Genomic DNA, 23,035 nt, shown 5'->3' on the forward strand with positions numbered 1-23,035 from the left:
TCATCGACGTGGTCCGCCGCATCGCGACGGGCGACCTCGACCTCGCGGCGGTGCCGGCGACGACCGCTTCCTGACACCACCACGAGGAGAGCCTCCATGGCCGGCCCGACCCACGACCCCGCCCTCTACACCCACCGCGACGTGGTTCCCGTCCGTCGTGCACTGGTGTCGGTGAGCGACAAGACCGACCTGCTGAAGCTCGCCGAGGCGCTCGCCGCCGCGGGCGTCGAGATCGTCTCGACCGGCTCGACCGCGGCGACGATCCGCGACGCCGGCCACCCCGTCACGGACGTCGCCTCGGTCACCGGATTCCCCGAGTCGCTCGGCGGGCGCGTGAAGACGCTGCACCCGGGCGTGCACGCCGGCCTCCTCGCCGACCTGCGCCTCGAGGACCACCTCCAGCAGCTCACCGAGCTCGGCATCGAGCCGTTCGAGCTCGTGGTGGTGAACCTGTACCCGTTCGTCGAGACGGTGCGCTCGGGCGCGCAGGGCGACGACGTCGTCGAGCAGATCGACATCGGCGGCCCCGCGATGGTGCGCGCCTCGGCGAAGAACTTCGCCAACGTCGCGATCGTCGTCTCGCCGGAGTCCTACCCGGCGATCATCGACGCGATCGGCACCGGCGGCACGACGCTTCAGCAGCGCCGCGATCTCGCCGCCCGCGCCTTCGCCCACACGTGCGAGTACGACCGCGCGGTCGCCACGTGGTTCGCCGAGGAGACGCTCGGCGGCGCCGATCTGCCCCAGCACCTCACGATCAAGGCCGAGCGTCTCGCCACGCTGCGCTACGGCGAGAACGCGCACCAGCGTGCCGCCATCTACACGCGCGTGGGCGGTCACGGCATCGCGCAGGCCACGCAACTGCAGGGCAAGGAGATGTCCTACAACAACTACGTCGACGCGGATGCCGCGCTCCGGGCCGCGTTCGACATGGTCAAGCCGGCTGTCGCGATCATCAAGCACGCGAACCCCTGCGGCATCGCGGTGACCGCCCCCAATGCGCTGGACCCGATCGCGAGCGCCCACCTGCGCGCGCACGAGTGCGACCCGGTGTCGGCCTACGGCGGCGTGATCGCGGCGAACGGCACCGTCACCCTCAAGATGGCCGAAAACCTCAAGGACATCTTCACCGAGGTCATCGTGGCTCCGTCCTTCGAGCAGGAGGCGCTGGAGGTGTTCAAGGCGAAGAAGAACCTCCGCCTGCTGCAGCTGCCCGCCGACTGGCGCCAGGAGCGCATGGACGTGCGACTGGTGTCCGGCGGTCTGCTCCTGCAGGACGCCGATCGCTTCCCCGACGACATCGACTCGGTCGCCAAGGACTGGCAGCTCGTCTCGGGCGAGCGTCCGGCCGACGACGACATGACGAACCTCATCTTCGCCTGGAAGGCGTGCCGCGCCGTCAAGTCGAACGCCATCGTCCTGGCGAAGGGCTCTGCGACCGTCGGCATCGGCATGGGCCAGGTCAACCGCGTGGACTCGTGCCGTCTCGCGGTGGAGCGCGCCGGGGACCGCGCCGCCGGGTCGGTCGCGGCATCCGATGCGTTCTTCCCGTTCGCGGACGGACCGCAGGTGCTGATCGACGCCGGCATCCGCGCGATCATCCAGCCCGGCGGCTCGGTGCGCGACGACGAGGTGATCGCCGCGGCCCAGGCCGCCGGCGTCACGATGTTCTTCACCGGCGAGCGGCACTTCTTCCACTGACGCGGGCTGCGCCTGAGGACGCGCCCCGAATGCATGGGTGCGGGAGCGGTCCGGATGCCGCCACCGCCGTGTCCGATTTCCGCGAGCCGATGTCGGGGGAGCGTGTCAGGCTGGGGGCATGAGCCTGGCGATGACCTTCGATGAGCGGTACCGCGCGATCGACTCGCGCGACACGCGCTTCGACGGGCAGTTCGTCACGGCGGTGCGCTCGACCGGCATCTACTGCCGGCCCAGCTGCCCCGCCCGCACGCCGAAGCCGGCGAACGTCACGTTCTACCCCACCAGCGCCGCCGCGCACGAGGCGGGCTACCGCGCCTGCAAGCGGTGCCTCCCTGAAGCCGCGCCCGGTTCGCCGCAGTGGAACCTGCGGGGCGACACCGCCGGACGCGCGATGCGCCTCATCGCCGACGGCGTCGTCGAGCGCGAGGGCGTGCCCGGCCTCGCCCGGCGACTGGGCTACTCGCCCCGCCACCTGACGCGGCTCCTGAGCGCCGAGCTCGGTGCCGGGCCGCTCGCCCTCAGCCGCGCCCATCGGGCGCAGACGGCCCGCATGCTCCTCGTCGGCACCGACCTGCCGGCCGCCGACGTCGCGTTCTCGGCCGGCTTCGCCAGCGTGCGCCAGTTCAACGAGACCGTGCGCGAGGTGTTCGGCATGACGCCGCTCGAGCTCCGCGCCCGGCGGCGCGCGGCATCCGCGCCCGCTGCCGGCGATCTCGGGGCGATCGATCTCGCCCTCCCTCACCGCGGACCCCTCGACGACGCCGGACTGTTCGCGTGGATGGCCGCGCGGGCGGTCGAGGGGGCCGAGGTGGCGACACCGACCTCGTTCGCCCGCACGCTGCGCCTCGACGGCGGCCCGGCCTGGTTCGAGCTGAGGGTCGACGGCTCCGGCCGGGTGCGGCTGCGGGCGCGGCTGGCGCACCTTCGCGACCTGTCGACTCTCGTCACGCGGGCCCGCCGGCTCTTCGACCTCGACGCCGACCCGCTCGCGATCGACGAGGCGCTCTCGCGGCAGCCCGAACTCGCGCCGCTCGTCGCCGCCGTGCCCGGCATCCGGGTCCCCGGCGCCGCCGACCCGCACGAGATGCTCATCCGTGCGATGGTGGGGCAGCAGATCACCGTCGTCGCTGCGCGCACGGCACTGTCGGCACTCACCGCCGCGCTCGGGGAACCCGTCGAAGCCCACGAGGGCACGACGCGCCTGTTCCCGTCGATGGCGGCGATCGCCGAGCACGGCGCAGAGGTGCTTCGCGGCCCGGCCGCCCGCATCCGCTCGATCGTGGGGGCGGCCGCGGCGCTCGCCGACGGCTCGCTCACCCTGACACCGGGCGACGACGGCGGGGCGCAGCGCGAGGCGCTGCTGGCGATGCCGGGCATCGGGCCGTGGACCGCCGACTACGTCCGCATGCGCGTGCTCGGCGACCCCGACGTGTTCCTGCCGGGCGACGTCGCGGTGCGCTCCGGCGCGGCGGCGGCCGGCATCCCTTCGGATCCTCGCGCGCTCACCGACTGGGCCGCACGCACCGCGCCGTGGCGCAGCTACTTCACGGCGCACCTGTGGCGCGCCGCTGCGCCGAAGCGATCTGCAGAACTCCACGGATCCCGCGCCCCTCGACCTCGACGCACCCCAGAACCCCGCAGCACCCGCCCGAACGGTGGAGTTCTGCAGATCCCTTCGGAGGAGACGCCATGACCACCGCGACGATCCAGACCATCGACACCCCTGACGGCGCGTTCACGATCCTCGTCGACGACGCCCAGCGCGTACTCGCGTCGGGGTGGACCGGCGACGCCGAGCGCATCCTCGGGCGGCTGCGCGCGGCCGAGCGCCCGTCGTCTGTGCGCGAGGGCGAGACGGATGCCGCAGCCGCCGTCCGCGCGTACTACGGGGGCGACCTGTCGGCCATCGACGGCGTGCCGGTGTCGCAGCACGGCACCGCCATGCAGCGGGCGGGCTGGGACGCCCTCCGCCGCATCGAGCCGGGGCATCCGCTCACCTACGCCGAGTTCGCTGTCCTCCTCGGCTCGCCGTCCGCCGTGCGCGCCGCCGCATCGATCTGCGCACGCAACGCGCCCGCGCTGTTCGTGCCCTGCCACCGTGTGCTGCGCACCGGGGGAGCGCTCGGCGGATTCGCGTGGGGCCTCGACGTGAAGCGCGCCCTGCTCGACCGTGAGGCGGGAGTGCCGGCGCTCGTCTGAGGGGGCCTCGTCGGGGCGGGCGAGAATCCGTCGTTGCTCTCAGGCAACACTCAGGTATAGGCTGGTGGGCTGTCGCGTCGTTCGAGGCGTCGACGGTCCCGTCCGCTCTCACCTCAGGAGGATGCCATGTCCCAGGCCGCTATCGCCGCGAAGACCGCCGCCGTCCTCCGTGTCGCCGGGCCGGCGCGCCTCCGTATTCAGGGGTAGGCGCTCCTCCTCGCGTCCCGGCCTCGGCCGGCTTCGGCATACCGCCGCCTTCCGGAGCGTTCCCTTCACCGGGACCTTCGTCGCGCCTCGCGCACTCCTCAGACCCGATCCGGGTCATCCGCTCCACCGTCCCCACAAGGATCATGACCACCACCGCCGCTCCACCGCAGTCGTCACCTCCGCCGAGCTCCCAGCCGTCCACGGCGAAGGCTCTCGCACGCCTGCTGCCCTTCGCCAAGCCCGTGCTCCCGCGCCTGATCATGGGCGCGGTCAGCGCGCTCGTGGCGAGCCTGCTCGCACTGTCCATCCCGCTCGTCCTCGAGGCGATCGTCGCCGGCCCGATCGCCTCCGGCGACATCCGCCAGATCGCGTGGGGCTCGGCCGCGGTGCTCGTCCTCGGCCTCGCCGAGGCGCTCATGGTGTGGCTGCGGCGCTGGTTCGTCCTCGGACCGGCGACCAAGGTCGAGTACGACATCCGTCAGTCGTTCTACTCGCGCCTGCAGCGCCTCCCGGTCTCGTTCCACGACAAGTGGCAGTCGGGCCAGCTGCTCAGCCGCATGATGCAGGACATCAGCATGCTGCGCCGCTGGATGGCGTTCGGCATCGTGCTGCTCGTCGTCAACGTGATCACGATCGCCGTCGGAACGGTGCTGCTGTTCCGCTGGCACTGGCTGCTCGGCACGATCTTCCTGATCACCTCGGCGCCGCTGTGGTACGCCGGCTACCGCTTCGAGAAGACGTACGGCAGCCTGGCCCGGCAGAGCCAGGACCAGGCAGGCGACCTCGCGACCTCGGTCGAGGAGAGCGTGCACGGCATCCGCGTTCTCAAGGCCTTCGGCCGCGGCAAGCACGCCCTCCGCAAGTTCACCGCGCAGGCCGAGACCCTGCGCGAGACCGAGCTCAGCAAGGCCCGTGCGATCGGCTGGATCTGGTTCTGGCTCGTGCTGCTGCCCGACATCGCCTTCGCCCTGTGCCTCGGCGCGGGCATCTACCTGGTGTCGGTCGGGCAGCTGCAGACCGCCGAGCTCATCGCGTTCTTCGCGATGGCGACCGTCCTGCGCTGGCCGATGGAGTCGATCGGCTTCCTGTTCTCGTTCATGCTCGACGCGCGCACCGCGACCGACCGCATCTTCGAGGTGTTCGACGAGGAGAACGCGATCGTCGATCCCGAGAAGCCCGAGACCATCGACCGGCCGCGGGGTGAGCTCGTGTTCGAGGGCGTGCACTTCCGGTATCAGGATGCCGCCGCCCACGAGCGCGATCTGCTCGACGGCATCGACCTGGCCCTGCGCCCGGGCGAGACGATGGCCCTCGTCGGTCTGACCGGTTCGGGCAAGACGACGCTGACGACGCTCCCCGCGCGCCTCTACGACGTCACGGCCGGCCGCGTGACCGTGGACGGCGTCGACGTGCGCGACCTGACGCTCACCGAGCTGCGCCGCCACGTCGGCATGGCCTTCGAGGACGCGACGCTCTTCTCGCAGTCCGTGCGCGACAACGTCCTGCTCGGTCGCGAGGACCTCGAGCCGGGGAGCCCCGAGGCCGAGGCCGTCATGCGCGAGGCCCTGCAGGTCGCGCAGGCCGGATTCGTCGACGACCTGCCCGACGGCGTCGACACGATCATCGGCGAGGAGGGCCTGTCGCTCTCCGGCGGCCAGCGCCAGCGGCTCGCGCTGGCGCGCGCGGTGGCTGCGCGGCCGGCCGTGCTCGTGCTCGACGACCCGCTGTCGGCGCTCGACGTCGACACCGAGGCGCTCGTCGAGGACGCGCTGCGCGAGGTGCTGCACGCCACGACCGCGCTCGTCGTGGCGCACCGCCCGTCGACGGTCACGCTCGCCGACCGGGTGGCGCTGCTGGAGGCGGGGCGCATCACGGCCGTCGGCACGCACTCGGAGCTGCTGCGCGAGAGCGAGCACTACCGCCACGTGATCTCGAGCCTCGAGGTCGAAGAGGCCCGGTTGCGGGCAAGACAGCAGGACCAGGACTGGGAGGTGAACCTGTGAGCACCACGACCGTCACCGGCACGAGCGGCGAAGACCGCTCCGACTACACGCGCGACGAGAGCAAGGCGATCCGCAAGCGCTCGCTGCGCCTCCTCGGCTCGCTCGTCACGCCCGTGCGCGCCCAGCTGTGGCTCGCGGCGATCGTGCTGGTCATCTCGACCGCCTTCCGCGTCGCGGGTCCCGCGCTGATCGCGTTCGGCATCGACAACGCCCTGCCTGCGGCGGTCGAGCAGATGAACTGGCTCCCCACGATCGGGGTGGTGGTGATCTACCTCGCGACGGGCATCGCCGGCGCCGCCCTCATCGGCTGGTACGTCGTGGTCGCCGCGCGCCTGACGCAGGCGATCATGCTGGATCTGCGCAAGCGGATCTTCCTGCACACGCAGCGACTCAGCCTCGAGTTCCACGAGTCGTACACGTCGGGCCGCATCATCTCGCGCCAGACGAGCGACCTCGACTCGATCCGCGAGCTGCTGGACGGCGGCCTCAACGAGCTCGTGTCCGGCATCCTCTACGGCGGATTCACGCTCATCGCGCTGCTCCTCGTGGACTGGCAGTCGGGCGTGATCCTCGCGGTGATGGGCATCCCGCTCCTGCTCCTGATGCGCTGGTTCTACACGCGCTCGCAGGTCGTGTACCGCGAGTCGCGCGTGGTGAGCGCGAAGGTCATCGTCAAGTTCGTCGAGACCATGACCGGCATCCGTGCCGTCAAGGCGTTCCGCAAGGAGGTGCGCAACGACGACGAGTTCGGCGAGCTGGCCAGCGACTACCGCGACGTCAACATGCGCTCGATCCGCCTCTTCGGCACGTTCGAGCCGGGGCTCATGGCCGTGGCGTCGGTCACGGTGGCGCTCGTGCTGCTGTGGGGCGGCATCCGCGTCATCGACGGTGCGATCGAGATCGGCGTACTGCTGGCCGCGGTGCTGTACGTGCGCAACTTCTTCTCGCCGCTGCAGGAGGTGGCCTTCTTCCTGAACTCGTACCAGTCCGCGACGGCCGCGCTCGAGAAGGTGTCGGGCGTGCTGGAGGAGGAGCCCACGGTTCCCGATCCGGTCAAGCCCGTCGACCTGTGGAGCGCGCGAGGCCACGTGCGGTTCGACGACGTGCTCTTCGGCTACTCGAAGGACCGCGTCATCCTGCCGGACTTCTCGCTCGACATCCCGGCCGGTCAGACCGTCGCGCTCGTCGGCACGACGGGTGCGGGCAAGTCGACGCTCGCCAAGCTCGTGTCGCGGTTCTACGACCCGACCGCGGGCCGGGTGACGCTCGACGGCGTCGACCTGCGGTCGCTGCACCCGAAGGATCTTCGCCGCGCGATCGTCATGGTCACGCAGGAGGCCTACCTGTTCAGCGGCACGGTCGCCGACAACATCGCGCTCGGCAAGCCCGACGCCACGATGGACGAGATCCGCGCGGCGGCGCGCGCGGTGGGGGCGGATGCCTTCATCGAGCGCCTTCCCGACGGCTACGCCACCGACGTCAACAAGCGCGGCGGTCGCGTGTCGGCAGGGCAGCGTCAGCTGATCTCGTTCGCGCGCGCGTTCCTCGCCGACCCGGCGGTGCTGATCCTCGACGAGGCGACGGCGTCGCTCGACATCCCGTCGGAGCGCCAGATCCAGGACGCTCTGCAGACGCTGCTGGCCGACCGCACGGCGATCATCATCGCGCACCGCCTGTCGACGGTCGCGATCGCCGATCGGGTGCTCGTGATGGAGCACGGCCGTATCATCGAGGACGACGCCCCCGACGCGCTCATCGGCGGCGACGGCCGCTTCGCCAAGCTGCATGCGGCCTGGCGCGAGTCGCTCGTCTGACGCCGATACGATCCTCCGGGAAACCGGGCCGCCCTGCGTCGGGCGGTCAGCCGCGGGCGACCGAGAGGTCGGCGGCGAGCGGATGCTGCGCGGGAAGGTCGGCGAGAGCGGCGGCGCCGTCGAGCCCGGCGCCGAGGGGTTCGACGATCCGCGCGCGGGGGGCGTGCGAGGCGAGGTGGGTCGCGAACGCCTCGCGCACCGCCGCGGAGCCGAACACGCCGCCGATCGCGCACACGTCGGCGTCCTCGGCATCGACGCGGCGCAGCGCGGTCTCGACGCTGTGCGCGAGCTCCGCCCCGGCCCGTGTGCTGATGAGCTGCGCGACCGCGTCGCCCTCGGCCGCCAGACGCGCGACGTCGGCCGCGAACGACGCGACGATCGACACCCGCTCGCTCGAGGACTGCAGCTCGATGTACGCGCGGCCGAGGTCGGGCCAGCGCTCCTCGGCGACGCGGCGCAGGGCGGTCTGCGGCCCCCGCCCGTCGTACGAGCGCATGGCCGCGTCGAGAGCTTCTCGGCCGATCCAGTAGCCGCTGCCGGCGTCGCCCATGATGTGGCCCCAGCCGTCCACGCGGGCGACGTGCGAGGCGCCGACCGCGAGCGTGACGACCCCCGTTCCCGCCGCGACGACAGCGCCCGGGCCGAGGCCGAGGGCACCCAGGAACGACGTCGTGGAGTCGTGCGCCAGGCGCACGTCGCGCACGCGGGCATCGGAGATCCCGGCGAGAAGGGCCGCGGCATCCGCTTCTCTGCTCGTGAGCCCCGAGACACCGGCAGCCACCGACGCGACGGTCGTGTCCCCGCCCGCGAGCACCTTTCGCGCGATCGCGGCGAGCTGGGGGATGAGCGGCTCGTGGGTGAGGATGCCGGGGAAGATCTCCTCGCGTACGGTGCCGCCCTGCGTCACGCGCACCTTGATGCCGGTCTGGCCGGCGTCAATCGCGAGGACGCCGCGGGCCGGAGCGAGGCTGTTCACGCCGTTCACCCTAGCGCCACGGCATGCGGGCAGACCGAAGGCGACGGGGCCTCGATGGGGGAGGGGTTATCGAGGCCCCGCCGCCGGTCTCAGGATGCCTCGGCGGGCAGTGCGCGTTCAGTTGTCGGGTCGAACGCGAGGGTATCGGTCAGAGTCGGATCTCTGCGATGACCTCACCGTACTCGGTCTCGCCGACGGGTGTGAAGCCCATTCGCTGGAAGAATGCTTCGGGTCCGCCCTCACCGGCCTCGTAGATGACGTCCACGCGGTCGAATCCGCGGTTCCTGGCCTCTTCGAGGAGCTGCTGGACGGCGAAGCGGCCCACGCCGCGACCCTGGTCGTCGGCATCGACGTTGATGCGCCACAGCACCGACTGGAAGTGGTCGACCGGCGCCTCTCCGTCGAAGTTCGCGCTGACGAACGCGACGACCTCGTCACCGTCGAGCACGACGCGCTGCCAGCTCGTCTGCGGGTTCATCACGGTCGCCGCGATGCCGTAGCTGACGGGTGCGAGGAACTGCTCCTGCCCCGGCTTCAAGGACAGGTTGTTGACCGCCACGATGGTCGAGGCGGAGAGTTCGACGAGGCGCAGTTCACCCATACGCACAGGCTAGCCCGGATGCGGGCATCCGGCATCGTCGGATCGGCACCGTTACGTGGAGTTCACACGGCGAGATATCTCGATGTCGAGATACTTTTGCGTTGCGATACGCTGGAGACATCCCCGAAAGAAGGACGAAACCGGTGACCGACTCGACCATCATCTACACCTATACCGACGAGGCACCGGCACTGGCTACCGCGTCGTTCCTGCCCATCGTGAAGGCCGTCACCGGTCAGGCCGGAGTCGAGGTCGAGACCCGCGACATCTCGCTCGCCGGCCGTGTCCTCGCCGCCTTCCCGCAGCGACTGACCCCCGAGCAGCAGGTGGGCGACGCGCTCGCCGAGCTCGGCGGACTGGCCACGCTTCCCGAGGCGAACATCATCAAGCTCCCGAACATCTCGGCCTCGATCCCGCAGCTCAAGGCGGCGATCGCCGAGCTGCAGGCGGCGGGCTACGACATCCCCGACTATCCCGACGAGCCGCAGTCCCTCGAAGAGAAGGACGTGCGCGCGCGATACGACCGCATCAAGGGATCGGCCGTCAACCCGGTGCTGCGCGAGGGCAACAGCGATCGCCGCGCCCCGCTGTCGGTGAAGAACTACGCCCGCAAGCACCCGCACCGCAACAAGGCCTTCGCCGAGGGGTCGAAGACCCGCGTGGCGACCCTCGGCCACGACGACTTCAAGTCCAACGAGAAGACGACGGTCATCGAGACCGACGACGTGCTCGCCATCCAGCACGTCGCCGCCGACGGCGCCGTGACCCCGCTCAAGTCGGGCATCAAGGTTCTGCCCGGCGAGATCGTCGACGCGACGTTCCTGTCGGCGGCGGCGCTGGACGCGTTCCTCGCCGAGACGCTGAAGGATGCCGCGGCCGAGGACCTGCTCTACTCGGTCCACCTCAAGGCGACCATGATGAAGGTCAGCGACCCGATCATCTTCGGGCACGTCGTGAAGGCGTACTTCGCCGACGTCTTCGACCGCTACGGCGACAGGATCGCCGCGGCGGGGCTCACCGCCAACGACGGCCTCGGTGCGATCCTCGCGGGGCTCCCCTCGGTCGACGGCGGCGCCGAGATCGCGGCGGCGATCACGGAAGACCTCGCGCGCGGCCCCCGCCTGTCGTACGTGAACTCCGACAAGGGGATCACCAACCTCCACGTGCCGTCCGACGTGATCGTCGACGCGTCGATGCCCGCGCTGATCCGCAACGGCGGCAAGCTCTGGGGCGTCGACGGCGGCGAGGACGACACGCTCGCCGTCATCCCGGACTCGTCCTACGCCAGCGTCTACCAGACCGTGATCGACGACGTCGTCGCCCACGGCCCGCTCGACCCGGCGACCATCGGCACGGTGCCCAACGTCGGCCTGATGGCGCAGGCGGCCGAGGAGTACGGCAGCCACGACAAGACGTTCGAGATCGCCGCGGCCGGGACCGTCCAGGTGCTGAACCAGGCCGGCGACGTGCTGATCGAGCACGCCGTGCAGCCGGGCGACATCTGGCGCGCGACCCAGACCAAGGACATCGCGGTGCGCGACTGGGTGAAGCTCGCCGTGGGACGCGCGCGGGCGACGGGCGCTCCGGCGGTGTTCTGGCTCGACGACGGCCGCTCGCATGACGCCGCCCTCATCGCGAAGGTGAAGACCTACCTCGGCGACCTCGACACGGACGGGCTCACGATCGAGATCCTCGCGCCCGCCGCGGCGACGCAGTACTCGCTCGATCGCCTGCGCAAGGGGGAGGACACCATCTCGGTGACCGGCAACGTGCTGCGCGACTACCTCACCGACCTGTTCCCGATCCTCGAGGTCGGAACGAGCGCCAAGATGCTCTCGATCGTGCCGCTGCTCGCCGGCGGCGGGCTGTTCGAGACCGGCGCCGGCGGCTCGGCGCCCAAGCACGTGCAGCAGCTCCTCGAGGAGAACTACCTGAGGTGGGACTCGCTCGGCGAGTTCTTCGCGCTCGCGGCCTCGCTCGAGCACCTGGCGACGACGACGGGCAACGTGCGCGCGCAGGTACTGGCGGACACACTGGATGCCGCGACCGGCACGTTCCTCGAGAACGACAAGTCGCCCGGCCGCGCGCTCGGCACGATCGACAACCGCGGCAGCCACTTCTACCTCACGCTCTACTGGGCCCAGGAGCTCGCCGCGCAGCAGGCCGACCCCGAGCTGGCCGCCGCGTTCGCCCCGGTCGCCGAGGCGCTCGCCGCCGACGAGGACAAGATCGTCGCCGAGCTGAACGCCGTGCAGGGCGCGCCCGCCGCGATCGGCGGCTACTACCGTCCCGACGCGCAGCTCGTCGAGGCCGTGATGCGCCCGTCGGCGAGGTTCAACGCCATCATCGACGGGCTCAGCTGACACCAGTCGAACCGGGGCCCCCGTCCGCGCGAGCGGGCGGGGGCTCCGTCGCGCGCGGCCGCGCCGGGCAGGTTCACGGGCGGGTGCACGAGCGGCTGCGCCGGGCTGCGGCATCCGGTCTCGACGACTGCGACGCGCGGGGTATCCCGCCGGGCCCACCTGCCCGGCGGGTGGGCTCATAACTCCTGCAGATTGCGCGGGGCGGGCAGCGATCGGCTGCTTCGGGGCGTGCCGTGGGCGGAACTGCAGGAGTTATGCGCCGCGCGAGCGCCGCGGGCCTCGCGTCACGCCCCGGTCCGGGTCAGGCGTGGATCCACACCTCGGTGCCGACGTCCAGCCAGTCGTACAGCGCCTTGGCGGTGCTGATCGGCATGTTGACGCAGCCGTGGCTCATCGGGTTGCCGAAGTTGTTGTGCCAGTACGCGCCGTGGAAGGCCTGGTCGCCGTTGAAGTATGCGACCCAGGGAATGTCGGCCGTGCAGTACGGTGCGCCGGGGAAGCAGCCCATGTCCTGGATCGGCACGAACGCGAAGACCCGGAAGCTGCCCTGCTGGGTGGGAGTCTCCGAGAGTCCCGACGAGATCGGGAACGAACGGATGACCTGGTCGTTCTCGAACATGTAGAGGGTCTGCTGGCTGAGGTCGACCTCGACCCGCCGCTCGATGGCGGTGGTGGCGAACTCGGTCTCCTCGACGGGAAGCTGGTAGCGGGCGTCGCCGGCGGCGAGCTGCGCGGCGTACTCGCCGGCGACGTCGCCCGTGTCGCCGAGCGCCCGGCCCGAGACGCCCGCCTTCAGCTCGCGCAGCACTTCGCCCGCGGAGTCCGTGACGACCTGCGCCTTGACCGGCTCGCGGTCGACGGCGGAGGCGAGCTTCGGCACCAGCTTCTCGATCGCGGCCTCGTCGGCGGTGATCTGGAACGTGCCGTCCTCGCCGGGCGTGACCGTGAGCCACGACGCCGCGACCTTGCGCGAGACGGGCACGGTGCGCTCGTCGCCGACGTAGAAGCCGGCAGTGTCGAGCATCGCGTTGAGCTGCGTCGCCGTCGACTCGGCCACATAGGTCGGGGTCGTCGCCTGCACTGCGGCGAGGGTCGGCTCGAGCTCGACCTTCGTGTCGCCCGCGACGAAGGCCTCTTGCAGGGCCGCCCGCACCGCCTCGACGTCGACGCCGGCGCCGGGCACGTCGGGCTCGGCCACGTAGGCGACGGACTCCTTGTCGAACGACAGTGTCGCGTCGACGGGGTCGGTGTACAGCTGCGGGGCGCCCGCGCGCAGAGCCGAGGTCGCCGCGTCGTCGTCGATCGTGATCTCCGCGTCGGCGGATGCCGGGAACCACGCGGTGACGTTCCACAGCGGGTGCTCGGCGTAGGCGGCCTCGACGAGGGCCTCGGCATCGACCGAGGCGCCGAGGTCGGCGCCGGTGACGACGGCGTCGCCGCCTTCCCCGGTGAGGACGACGGTGGTGGTGGCGAGCCGCTGCTGCACGGCCTCGATCGCCGCACCGGGCGTGAGGAAGCCGATGCCGACGCCGGCCACGGCAGTGCCGGGGGCGATGAGGATCAGCGAGGTGGAGGCCAGCGCGACGGCGGCCACTCCGGCGCCGATGCCGATCCACAGACCCTTGCGGCTCTTGCGGGGTCGCGGCTCGGCAGGAGCCCACGCAAAGGTGGGGGAATCAGGCCCGCCCGCGCTCGGCTGCGTCTGATCGGCGCGCTCGTCGGTCGCGAGATCGGTCGCCATCTTCACCCCCCGGTTGTGTGCAACTCTCCACCAATGGTAAGGGACCGTTCGGGGAAGGTCGGCAACGACCTCATCACGGTGGGAAAGCGCGCCCCCCGGCTGCTACTCGGCGGAGCCGCAGAGAGCGTCGAACTCCTGCATCGACGCCTGCAGGTCGGCGCCCATCTGCTCGAACTCCGCGGCCTTGGAGGTATCGCCCTCGATGATCGCGGGGAGGAGGTCCGCGACATCCCCGAAAAGCTGCTGCAGCGACGGCAGGACGGCGGCCACCTCTTCGTTGGTCACCTGGCTGCTCGCGTCGGCGATGCTCTCGGCCGCCGCGTGGAAGGCGTCGGCGACGGCGGCCGGGTCCTCGGTGGTGGCCTGCTCGAACTCGTCGGTCGCGGCGGTGATCGTGTCGCTCACGAGCCGGCAGGCCTCTTCGGTCGTCTGGCCGCCGGCCGACGGCCCCGTCGAGTCGCTCGCGGCGGGGCCTGCGCCCGTGCACGCGGTCAGCCCGAACACGGCTGCGGCGGCGATCGTGACGGCGGCGAGACGGCGGGAGACGGTGGTCGAACGCATCGTCCCACTGTAGGCGACGCGTCGAGCGCGGTTCTTCGCACGATGCGCGGATGCACTCGCGCCCGCTGTGGGGAAGTGCGCGGCATCCGTTTGTAACGGTTTTGTAAATACCCCGTGCAAACCCGGTTCAGACCTTGCGAGATGTTTGTTCGTAAGGTCTACTAACAAACATGTCTGCATCGGAAGTGCAGCGCGGCTCTTCCACACTCGAGTCGCCGCACCCCTCAGGAACCGGCCCCGGCCGCGGCTTCGGCCACGGCCGCACGCTCCGTCAGGGCGGCAAGGTGCTTCCCGAGCACGCTCGCGGCCACAACCGGTCGCTCCTGCTGCAGACGCTCTTCCACCAGGGCGCGATGAGCCGCGCCGACCTCTCACGCGAGACGGGCCTCACCCGCGTCACGATCAGCGACCTCGTGGCCGAGCTCATCGCCGACGGCTTCGTGGCCGAGATCGGCGTGCGCGAGGCATCCGGTCCCGGCAAGCCGGCGATGCTGGTCGACCTCGACCGGGCGGGCCACCGCATCGTCGGCATCGACCTGTCCGGCAGCGACTCCTTCATCGGCGCGGTGCTGACTCTCGACGGCGACATCGTCGCCCGCCGGGAGGTCGACCTCCCCGCCGCGGACGACGTCGTCGCGACCGTCGTCGAGCTGGCCCGCGTGCTGGTCGCCGACTCGCACGCCCCCGTCCTCGGCATCGGCGTGGGGACGCCCGGTGTCGTCGACGACCGCGGCGTGATCCTCACGGCCCCCAACTTCGGCTGGGCCGGCTTCGACCTCGAGGGTGCGCTGCAGAACGCTCTCGGCCTTCCCGTGCTGGTCGCCAACGACGCCAATGCGGCCGTCCTCGCCGAGTACACCTTCGGCGGCGCGGGCGACGACGTCCTGCTGGTCAAGGTCGGCCGAGGCGTCGGCTCGGGACTGCTGGCCGCCGGGCAGCCGATGCGCGGCAGCCGCTTCGCCGCGGGCGAGATCGGCCATGTCACGGTCGGCACCGACGGCGGGCCCGAGTGCGTGTGCGGGAAGATCGGATGCCTCGAGGCCTGGCTGTCGGTGCCCTCGCTCTCGAAGCGGCTGGCCGAGGCATCCGCTCCCGCCGACCGCGACGGTATCCTGCGCGACGCGGGGGAGCGGCTGGGCATCGCCCTGGCTCCGGTCGTCGGCGCCCTCGACCTGTCGGAGATCGTGCTCTCCGGCCCCATCGAACTTCTCGACGGACCTCTCGCGGAAGCGACCGTCGAGACCCTCCGCGCTCGGACGCTGGCCCAGTTCCACGACAGCGTGCGCGTGCGGATGACGGAGCAAGGCCAGGACATCGTCCTGCGCGGCGCCGCCGTCATGGTCCTGTCAGGACAACTCGGGGTGTCGTGACCGACACCCGCAATTCCCCCCCCGGATGGGTCACCCGGCCCGCCCGAACCACCAAGAGAGACACAAAGGAAGACACCATGAACAAGAAGCTCGGAGCCCTCGCGCTCGTCGGCGCTTCGGCTGTCGTTCTGGCCGGTTGTGCAGGCGGCGGCGAAGCAGCCCCCAGCGAGGCCGCGACCGGCGACCTGACCGTGTGGCTGGTCGGCGCGGACACGCCGCAGACCGCCCGCGACTACCTCAAGGAGACCTTCGAGGAGGAGAACGACGGCTGGACCCTCACCATCGAGGAGAAGACCTGGGCCGACGTCTCGGACACCTATGAGGCCGCCCTGTCGTCGAACGACGCCCCGGACGTCGTCGAGGTCGGCAACACGCAGGCCATCGGCTTCGCCGACAAGGGCCTCTTCCTCGACATCTCCGACATCCAGGAGCAGCTGGGCGGCGACGACCTGCTGCCGGGTCTCGTCGAGGCCGGCACGTACGACGGGTCGCTGTGGGCGGCGCCGTACTACGCCGGCGGCCGCGTGGTGTTCTACACCCCGCAGATCGTGGGCGACACGCTGCCCGCGACCCTCGAGGACTACGTCGCACAGGGCACCGAGCTCACCACTGCGACCGTCTCGGGCATCTACGCGCCGGGCCGCGACTGGTACAACGCCCTTCCCTACGTGTGGGCCAACGGCGGCGAGATCGCCGTGCAGGACGGCGAGACCTGGGACGCGCAGTTCTCGAGCCCCGAGAGCATCACGGGCCTCGAGATGCTGCAGGACGTCTACGAGAACGCCACCGTCGCCCCCGTCGACGGCAACGAGCGGATGGGCAACATCGCGTTCTGCGCGGGCGAGGTCGGCTTCCTGTCGACCCCGGCCTGGGCCGAGGGCAACCTGACCGGCGCCTGGCCGTGGGGTGACGAGGCCGCGGGCGAAGAGGTGTCCAACGGATGCCCCGACACCTACGCCAAGGACCTCGGAGCGTTCGCCCTGCCCGGCCTCGAGGAGGGCGAGACCGCCCCGATCTTCGCCGGCGGCTCGAACGTCGCCGTCGCCTACAAGAGCGACGCGCCCGGCAAGGCCAAGGCCGCGCTCGAGATCATGCTCTCGGAGGGGTACCAGTCGCTCCTCGCCGAGCAGGGTCTCGTCCCGGGCATCATGTCCGCTGCGTCGTCGCTGCCCGACACCGACTCGGCCAAGGCTCAGGCCGAGGCTCTGGCGAACTCGAAGTTCACCCCGGCCAGCCCGAACTGGGGCGAGGTCGAGGCCGCGCAGATCATCCCCGACGCCCTCGTGCGCATCGCCCAGGGCGAGGATGTCACGGCGGTCGCCGAGGCGCTCGACACGCAGATCGAGGACATCCTCAACAAGTAGGTCCCCCGGAGGTGAGGGGTCCCGGTTCCGACCGGGACCGGGACCCCTTCACCCGGACCGAGCCCTCGGCCAGACTCAGGACAGCGACGCCTGCGCCTGACCCGGAGAACGGTCCTCCGCGCACATCCCCGATCGCCGGACGCGCCGTCGTGCCCGGCCGCAACACCTCAGAGAGGAGACGACATGAGCGACACCGCCACCGCGGTCCGTCCCGCCGAGAAGCCCCGGCGCGCGGCATCCCGCCCGCCCGTCTCACGGGAGAAGGCCCGCGCCCGCCGCGACGCGCGCAGCGCGTGGGTGCTGCTCGCGCCCTCCCTCATCATCCTCGGCGTCATGGTCGCCTACCCCGCCGTGCTCATGGTCATCCAGTCGTTCACCGACTACACCGTGCGCAACAAGGTGCAGGGCACGATGCCGAACTTCGTCGGCTTCGAGAACTACCTCGACCTGTTCACCCAGTCCGACTTCCCCGCCGTCCTGGTGCGCAGCCTCGCCCTCATGGTCGTGATGACCGTGTTCATCATGGTGTTCGGCGTGCTGATCGCCGTCCTCATGACGCGACTCGGCCGCGCCTGGCGCATCGTCGTGTCGGTCGGGCTCCTGCTCGCGTGGGCGATGCCGCCGCTCACGGCCACGGTGGTGTGGGGCTGGATCTTCGACACCCAGTACGGCCTCGTCAACTGGGCGCTCAACACGATCACCGGCACCGAGGACTGGACCAACCACTCCTGGCTGCTCAACCCCTTCTCGTTCTTCTTCGTGCTCACGATCATCGTCGTGTGGCAGGGGGTTCCGTTCGTGGCGTTCACGGCGTACGCCGGACTCGGGCAGGTCCCTGCCGAGGTGCTCGAGGCGTCGTCGCTCGACGGCGCGAACGGCTGGAAGCGCTTCTGGAACATCGTGTTCCCCTACGTCCGCAGCGTGCTGACGGTCGTCCTGGTGCTGCAGGTCATCTGGAACCTGCGCATCTTCACCCAGGTCTATGCGCTGCAGAGCCGCGGCGGCATCGCCTCCGAGACGAACGTGCTCGGCACCTACCTGTTCCGTCAGGGACCGGGAGAGGTCGCCTTCACCGCCGCGATCGGCGTCGTCATGGTGGTGCTGCTGCTCGTCCTCTCGTGGGGCTACGTGCGCACGACGCTCAAGGAGGAGGAACTGTGAGCACGCAGGTCAGCACCGGCACGCAGCTGGGCACCGTCGGGGTCGACGAGGTCCTCGGCGAGGTCGGCAACGCCAAGCGGCCCCGGCGCCGCTCGATCGACGTGCGCCGCCCGTCGCCCCGGCGGGTCGTGACGCGCACCCTCCTCAACATCGCGGCGCTCATCGTCTTCGTGGCGTCGGTGTTCCCCGTGTACTACATGGTGAACCTGTCGTTCACGCCGAACTCGAAGATCATCAGCCGCGAGCCGAGCCTCTTCCCGCTGGACTTCACGTTCAGCAACTACCGCTCGGCCTGGGGCCGCGAGGCCGCGGCGGGTCAGACCGACTTCGCCCACGCGCTCCCGACGACTCTCACGGTCACGGCCGGTGTGCTCATCGTGACGCTGCTGTTCGCGTTCCTCGCATCGATCGCGCTGGCGCGCTTCAAGTTCCGGGGCCGTTGGACCTTCATCGTCGCCGTGCTCGTCGTCCAGATGATCCCCGGCGAGGCGATGATGTTCACGATCTACGGCATGATCGACGACTGGCGCCTGATGAACACCCTGCTCGGGCTCGGGATCGTCTACGTCGCCATGGTCGTGCCCTTCACGATCTGGACCCTGCGCGGATTCGTCGCCGGCGTCCCCGCCGACCTCGAGGAAGCCGCGATGATCGACGGGTGCACCAAGTCGCAGGCGTTCTGGAAGGTCACCTTCCCGCTGCTGGCTCCGGGGCTCGTCGCGACCGGCATCTTCGCGTTCATCCAGGCGTGGAACGAGTTCACGATGGCGCTCCTGTTCCTGCGGGGCTACAACCTCACGCTCATGCCGTGGCTCAACGCCTTCCAGTCCTCCTCGGTCGGCGGCGCCGTGAACTGGGGTGCGGTGATGGCCGGGTCGACGATGATCGCGATCCCCGTCGTCATCTTCTTCCTCATCGTGCAGGGCCGCATGACCGGCGGCCTCGTGTCGGGGGCGGTCAAGGGCTGATGCGCGCACTGCACACCACCCTCTCCCGCGGGGAGACGGGGCGATGAAGGTCGGGCTCGACGTCGGCGGCACCAAGACCGACGCCGTGGCGGTCGACGCGGCCGGCGCGATCGCCGGACGCGTCCGCCTTCCCACCGGATGGGGATCGGATGCCGTCACTGCGACGGTCCTGGAGGCCGTGCGTGCGCTGGGCTCCGAGCCGGGTGTCGACGCCGCGGCGATCCGCTCGGTCGGCATCGGCATCCCGGGTCAGATCGAGCCGGGCACCGGCCGCGTCGTGCACGCCGTGAATCTGGGCGTGGACGAGCTCGATCTCGTCGGTGCGACCCAGCCGGCCCTCGGCGTCCCCGTCGGCGTCGAGAACGACGTCAAGGCCGCCGCGCTCGGGGCGTTCGCGCTCCACGGCGGCTCGGGATCGATGGCCTACCTCAACCTCGGCACCGGCATCGCGGCCGGAATCGTGAGCGAGGGCAGCCTGTGGCGCGGTGCGCGCGGGACCGCCGGGGAGGTCGGCCACATCTCGGTCGACCCGGCCGGTCCGCTGTGTCGCTGCGGCCAGCACGGCTGCATCGAGGCCCTCGCCGGCGGCGGAGCGATCGCCGAGCGCTGGGGCCGGGCGAGTGCACTTCCCATCCGCGACGTCTTCGATGCGGCGGATGCCGGCGACGCCCACGCCCGCGAACTGCGGGCCGGCCTCGCGCGCGGTGTCGCGGCGGCTGTCCGCGTGCTGGTGCTCACGGCCGACGTCGACGCGGTCGTATTCGGCGGTGGGATCACCGCGCTCGGCGACCGCCTGATGTCGGATGTCCGAGCCGAGCTCGCCGCCAGTGCCGAGGCATCCCCGTTCATGCGCTCACTGCGGCTCGTCGAGCGCGTCGAGCTGCTCCCGGCCGGCTCGCCGGCGGCCGCACTGGGTGCGGCGCTGATCGGCGCCGCCCGCGACACGGAAGGCGCGCTGGCCCATGGCTGAGGTCGTCATCGTCCCCGGTCCCGCCGACGCCGGCGCGGTCGTCGCCGACGAGATCGTCCGGCTCATCCGGTCGCGTCCCGACGCCGTGCTGGGTCTCGCGACCGGATCGACGCCGCTTCCGGTGTACGAGGCCCTGCGGTCGCGTCTCGCCGGGGTGGATGTGAGCGCGGTGCGCGGCTTCGCCCTCGACGAGTACGTGGGCCTGGATCCCGCGCATCCCGAGAGCTACCGCTCCGTCATCGCGCGCGAGGTCGTCGAGCCCCTCGGCCTGGACCCCGCGCTGATCCGCGTGCCCGACGGCTCCCTCGACGGCATCGAGCACGCCGGCGACGACTACGAGCGCGCGATCGCCGATGCCGGCGGGGTCGACCTGCAGATCCTCGGCATCGGCACCGACGGCCACATCGGATTCAACGAGCCCGGGTCGTCGTTCGCATCGCTGACGAGGGTGAAGACGCTCACCGAGCAGACCCGGCTCGACAATGCCCGGTTCTTCGATTCGATCGACGACGTGCCGCGTCACTGCGTCACCCAGGGGCTCGGAACGATCCTGCGCGCCCGTCACCTCGTGCTGCTGGCGTTCGGCGAGGGGAAGGCCGAGGCGGTCGCGGGTGCGATCGAGGGCCCGGTGACGGCGTCGCTGCCCGGCTCGGCGATCCAGCTGCACCCGCACGTGACCGTCGTGGTCGACGAGGCAGCCGCATCCCGTCTCCTCCACGCCGCCTACTACCGCTACGCCTTCACCAACAAGCCGGCCTGGCAGGGTCTGTAACCCCCTCTCCTCCGCCTCTTCGGTCCGTTTGTGCGGGACCGCCGGTCTCGTCGATCCGCCTGATTCGGTGAGGGCGCCGGATCAGGCGCCGAACACCTTGCCGGGATTGAGGATCCCCTGCGGATCGAAGGCCCGGGTGATCCGGCGCTGCAGCTCCCACTGATCCTCGCCGAGCTCGTCGGCCAGCCAGCGGCGCTTCAGCACGCCGACCCCGTGCTCGCCCGTCAGCGTGCCGCCCAGGCGCAGCGCGGCCCGGAAGAGGTCGTCCGCGGCGGCCCAGACGTGGGCCGGCGCCTCGACGACCCCGAACTCGTCGGGCTCGGCGTCGAAGATGAAGTTCGGGTGCAGATTGCCGTCGCCGGCGTGCGCGACCGTCGGGATGACGACCCCGTGCTCGCGCTCGACGCGGGCGATCTCGTCGAACATCGCCGGGAGGGCGCTGCGCGGGACCGAGACGTCCTCGATGAGCGCCGTGCCGAGCCGCTCCATCGCCGGGTGCATCGACCGGCGGATCGCGAGCAGGCGCTCGCCCTCCTCGCGGTCGTGCGACACCGCCACGGTCCCGCCGGCGCCACGCAGCACGCCGGCGATCGCGTCGGCCTCTGCTGCGGCCGCCGGGCCGTCGGTCTGGATCGTCAGCTGGGCGGCCCCGGGTGTCGGCGGCTCGAGCGTCAGGAGCGCGTGGACGGCGGCGAGGGACGCGGCATCCATCAGCTCCATGATCGCGGGCTGCACGCCGGACGCGGTGACGGCGGCGGATGCCACGGCCGCGGCGCGCACGTCGGGGAAGGTCGCCGCGATCGTGCACACGTCGCCCGGGACGAGGCGGCGGAGCTTCAGCGTCGCGCCGACGATCACGCCGAGGGTGCCCTCGGAGCCGATGACGAGGGACGTCAGATCGAGCCCCGTGACGCCCTTGACGGTGCGGTGGCCGAGGTGCAGCAGCCTGCCGTCGGCGAGGACGAGGTCCACGCCCAGCACCGCGTCGCGCACGACGCCGTACTTCGCGCAGAGGAGCCCTCCCGCCCCCGTGGCGATGTTCCCGCCCACCGTCGAGATCGCGCGGCTCGCGGGATCCGGCGCCCACCACAGTCCGTGCCCGGCGAGCGCCGCGTTGAGATCGGCGTTGATGATTCCCGGCTCGACGACGGCGAGCAGGTCGTCGGGGCGCACCTCGAGGATGCGGTCCATGCCGCGCACCGACAGCGCGATCTCGCCCTCGCCGGCGTTCGCGCCCCCGGCCAGCCCCGTTCCCGCTCCGCGCGTGACCACCGGGGTTCCGGTCTCGCTCGCGATGCGCAGGGTGATCTGCACGTCCTCGATCGTGCGGGCGTTCACGACGGCGAGGGGGGTGCCGGATGCCGCGTGCCCCGACTTGTCCGCGCGTGCGGCGCCGCGGGCGTCCGCCGACAGATCGACGCGCTCGCCGAGCGCAGCGCGCAGGCGCTCCACGACGGCGGAGGGCCGGTTCACGCGAAGCGGCGCCGTCCGGCGATCACGCCGATCGTGACGGCGACGACGCCGAACCCGAGACCGATCCACGCCTGACCCATGCTCCACCAGGCGATCGTGGCCGCCGCGTACACGAGCAGCTCGACCACGGCCCGCACGAACGGGTGCACGGCGACGACCGCGCGCGGTGAGACGAACAGGGCCCAGACCAGGACGGCGAGGAGGGGTGCGCCGACGCCGGCGACGATGTTCCACGGGAAAGGCCACGACACGAAGCCCCACACGGCCAGCGACGCGATCGCGAACAGCTCGCACAGGAAGGCCAGGATGTCGATCGCCGAGAGGGGTGCGCGGGTGCCGGGTGCGGGCTCGGCGGATGGCGCGGGGGTCTGGGGATCGGACATGACCTCCAGTTTAGGCGCGTGCGCGCGGCGCGACGGATCGGCCGATCGTCACAGCAGCGTGCTGAGCCGCACGCTCGTGGGAACGCCCGTCAGCGGGCCGGCGGCGTAGCGCAGCTCGAGGCGCGCGTCCACGGCGAGCTCCTGTGCCGAGGGCAGGACGGTCAGCACGGCGCGGCCGTCCGCGTCCAGGGTGGCGCCGGCGCGCGCAGTGCCGCGGATGCGCGCCTCCACCGTGGCGCCAGGCGTGCCTGCCACCACGAGGGTGATCGTCGTCTGCTCGGCCGTCGCGACGGACGAGCCCGAGAGGATCGACGGTGAGCCGGACGGCAGTCCGGCCGCGGCCGCGGCCCACCCCCCCGCCCCCCCCGCCCGCCCCCCCAGCGGCGCGGCCCCCGGCGCGCCCCACGC

19 protein-coding genes are annotated in these 23,035 nt (G+C 71.4%); 12 read left to right on the forward strand and 7 right to left on the reverse strand.

Annotated elements, in window-relative coordinates; genetic code table 11:
• The first annotated feature begins 96 nt into the window (after positions 1–96).
• The 5 genes from purH (at position 97) to ACE3O1_RS07800 (ending at position 7,924) form a co-directional block, all read left to right on the forward strand.
• Positions 97–1,701: a bifunctional phosphoribosylaminoimidazolecarboxamide formyltransferase/IMP cyclohydrolase gene (gene purH / locus ACE3O1_RS07780; protein WP_374314157.1), complete on the forward strand. Its 1,605-nt coding sequence runs from the start codon at positions 97–99 to the stop codon at positions 1,699–1,701.
• A 118-nt stretch (positions 1,702–1,819) separates the two neighbouring features.
• Positions 1,820–3,394 (forward strand): AlkA N-terminal domain-containing protein, encoded by a 1,575-nt coding sequence (locus ACE3O1_RS07785; RefSeq protein WP_374314159.1) that lies wholly within the window; start codon positions 1,820–1,822, stop codon positions 3,392–3,394.
• Complete coding sequence (locus tag ACE3O1_RS07790) at positions 3,391–3,900, forward strand: methylated-DNA--[protein]-cysteine S-methyltransferase (protein WP_374314161.1); 510 nt, start codon at positions 3,391–3,393, stop codon at positions 3,898–3,900. Before ACE3O1_RS07785 ends, ACE3O1_RS07790 begins: the two co-directional genes overlap by 4 nt.
• Before the next feature lie 350 nt (positions 3,901–4,250).
• Positions 4,251–6,110, forward strand: a complete 1,860-nt coding sequence (locus tag ACE3O1_RS07795) for an ABC transporter ATP-binding protein (RefSeq protein WP_374314163.1) — start codon at positions 4,251–4,253, stop codon at positions 6,108–6,110.
• The gene (locus ACE3O1_RS07800; protein ID WP_374314165.1) at positions 6,107–7,924 is read left to right on the forward strand and encodes an ABC transporter ATP-binding protein; all 1,818 of its coding nucleotides are present in this window, start codon (positions 6,107–6,109) and stop codon (positions 7,922–7,924) included. The genes ACE3O1_RS07795 and ACE3O1_RS07800 overlap by 4 nt, the downstream gene beginning before the upstream one ends.
• A 46-nt stretch (positions 7,925–7,970) precedes the next feature.
• On the opposite strand, the gene ACE3O1_RS07805 is transcribed toward ACE3O1_RS07800, so the two are convergent.
• Both ACE3O1_RS07805 and ACE3O1_RS07810 read right to left on the reverse strand, forming a co-directional pair.
• On the reverse strand, positions 7,971–8,900 hold the full coding sequence (locus tag ACE3O1_RS07805) for an N-acetylglucosamine kinase (RefSeq protein WP_374314167.1): 930 nt from the start codon (positions 8,898–8,900) through the stop codon (positions 7,971–7,973).
• Positions 8,901–9,048: 148 nt separating this feature from the next.
• Positions 9,049–9,501 carry an N-acetyltransferase family protein gene (locus ACE3O1_RS07810; protein ID WP_374314169.1) on the reverse strand — a complete coding sequence of 151 codons (453 nt, stop codon included), beginning with the start codon at positions 9,499–9,501 and terminating at the stop codon, positions 9,049–9,051.
• A 143-nt stretch (positions 9,502–9,644) separates the two neighbouring features.
• On the opposite strand from ACE3O1_RS07810, the gene ACE3O1_RS07815 reads away from it, so the two are divergent.
• Complete coding sequence (locus tag ACE3O1_RS07815) at positions 9,645–11,864, forward strand: NADP-dependent isocitrate dehydrogenase (protein ID WP_374314170.1); 2,220 nt, start codon at positions 9,645–9,647, stop codon at positions 11,862–11,864.
• 301 nt (positions 11,865–12,165) lie between these two features.
• Here the strand turns inward: ACE3O1_RS07815 and ACE3O1_RS07820 are convergent, their stop codons facing one another.
• Positions 12,166–13,605 carry a L,D-transpeptidase family protein gene (locus ACE3O1_RS07820; protein ID WP_374314172.1) on the reverse strand — a complete coding sequence of 480 codons (1,440 nt, stop codon included), beginning with the start codon at positions 13,603–13,605 and terminating at the stop codon, positions 12,166–12,168.
• A 102-nt stretch (positions 13,606–13,707) separates the two neighbouring features.
• Positions 13,708–14,166, reverse strand: coding sequence for a hypothetical protein (locus tag ACE3O1_RS07825; protein WP_374314175.1), 459 nt, complete (start codon positions 14,164–14,166; stop codon positions 13,708–13,710).
• A gap of 170 nt (positions 14,167–14,336) precedes the next feature.
• Between ACE3O1_RS07825 and ACE3O1_RS07830 the strand changes: the two genes are divergently transcribed.
• From ACE3O1_RS07830 to ACE3O1_RS07855, 6 genes are all read left to right on the forward strand, one after another.
• Complete coding sequence (locus ACE3O1_RS07830; RefSeq protein WP_374314177.1) at positions 14,337–15,536, forward strand: ROK family protein; 1,200 nt, start codon at positions 14,337–14,339, stop codon at positions 15,534–15,536.
• Between the two features lie 77 nt (positions 15,537–15,613).
• Positions 15,614–16,900, forward strand: coding sequence for an extracellular solute-binding protein (locus ACE3O1_RS07835; protein ID WP_374314179.1), 1,287 nt, complete (start codon positions 15,614–15,616; stop codon positions 16,898–16,900).
• 183 nt (positions 16,901–17,083) lie between these two features.
• A complete protein-coding gene (locus ACE3O1_RS07840) occupies positions 17,084–18,061 on the forward strand; it encodes a carbohydrate ABC transporter permease (protein WP_374314181.1) in 978 nt (325 codons plus the stop codon).
• The gene (locus ACE3O1_RS07845) at positions 18,058–19,029 is read left to right on the forward strand and encodes a carbohydrate ABC transporter permease (RefSeq protein ID WP_374314183.1); all 972 of its coding nucleotides are present in this window, start codon (positions 18,058–18,060) and stop codon (positions 19,027–19,029) included. The genes ACE3O1_RS07840 and ACE3O1_RS07845 overlap by 4 nt, the downstream gene beginning before the upstream one ends.
• A gap of 43 nt (positions 19,030–19,072) precedes the next feature.
• Positions 19,073–19,999, forward strand: coding sequence for an ROK family protein (locus ACE3O1_RS07850; RefSeq protein ID WP_374314185.1), 927 nt, complete (start codon positions 19,073–19,075; stop codon positions 19,997–19,999).
• Positions 19,992–20,771, forward strand: a complete 780-nt coding sequence (locus tag ACE3O1_RS07855; RefSeq protein WP_374314187.1) for a glucosamine-6-phosphate deaminase — start codon at positions 19,992–19,994, stop codon at positions 20,769–20,771. The genes ACE3O1_RS07850 and ACE3O1_RS07855 overlap by 8 nt, the downstream gene beginning before the upstream one ends.
• Before the next feature lie 81 nt (positions 20,772–20,852).
• On the opposite strand, the gene ACE3O1_RS07860 is transcribed toward ACE3O1_RS07855, so the two are convergent.
• The 3 genes from ACE3O1_RS07860 to ACE3O1_RS07870 form a co-directional block, all read right to left on the reverse strand.
• On the reverse strand, positions 20,853–22,244 hold the full coding sequence (locus ACE3O1_RS07860; protein WP_374314189.1) for an FAD-binding oxidoreductase: 1,392 nt from the start codon (positions 22,242–22,244) through the stop codon (positions 20,853–20,855).
• Positions 22,241–22,627, reverse strand: a complete 387-nt coding sequence (locus tag ACE3O1_RS07865) for a YrdB family protein (RefSeq protein ID WP_374314191.1) — start codon at positions 22,625–22,627, stop codon at positions 22,241–22,243. The genes ACE3O1_RS07860 and ACE3O1_RS07865 overlap by 4 nt, the downstream gene beginning before the upstream one ends.
• Positions 22,628–22,675: 48 nt before the next feature.
• Positions 22,676–23,035 (reverse strand): hypothetical protein (locus ACE3O1_RS07870; protein ID WP_374314193.1); only part of this gene is annotated, 360 nt, incomplete at its 5' end.

Source organism: Microbacterium sp. (assembly GCF_041909575.1).
Classification (GTDB): Bacteria; Actinomycetota; Actinomycetes; order Actinomycetales; family Microbacteriaceae; genus Microbacterium.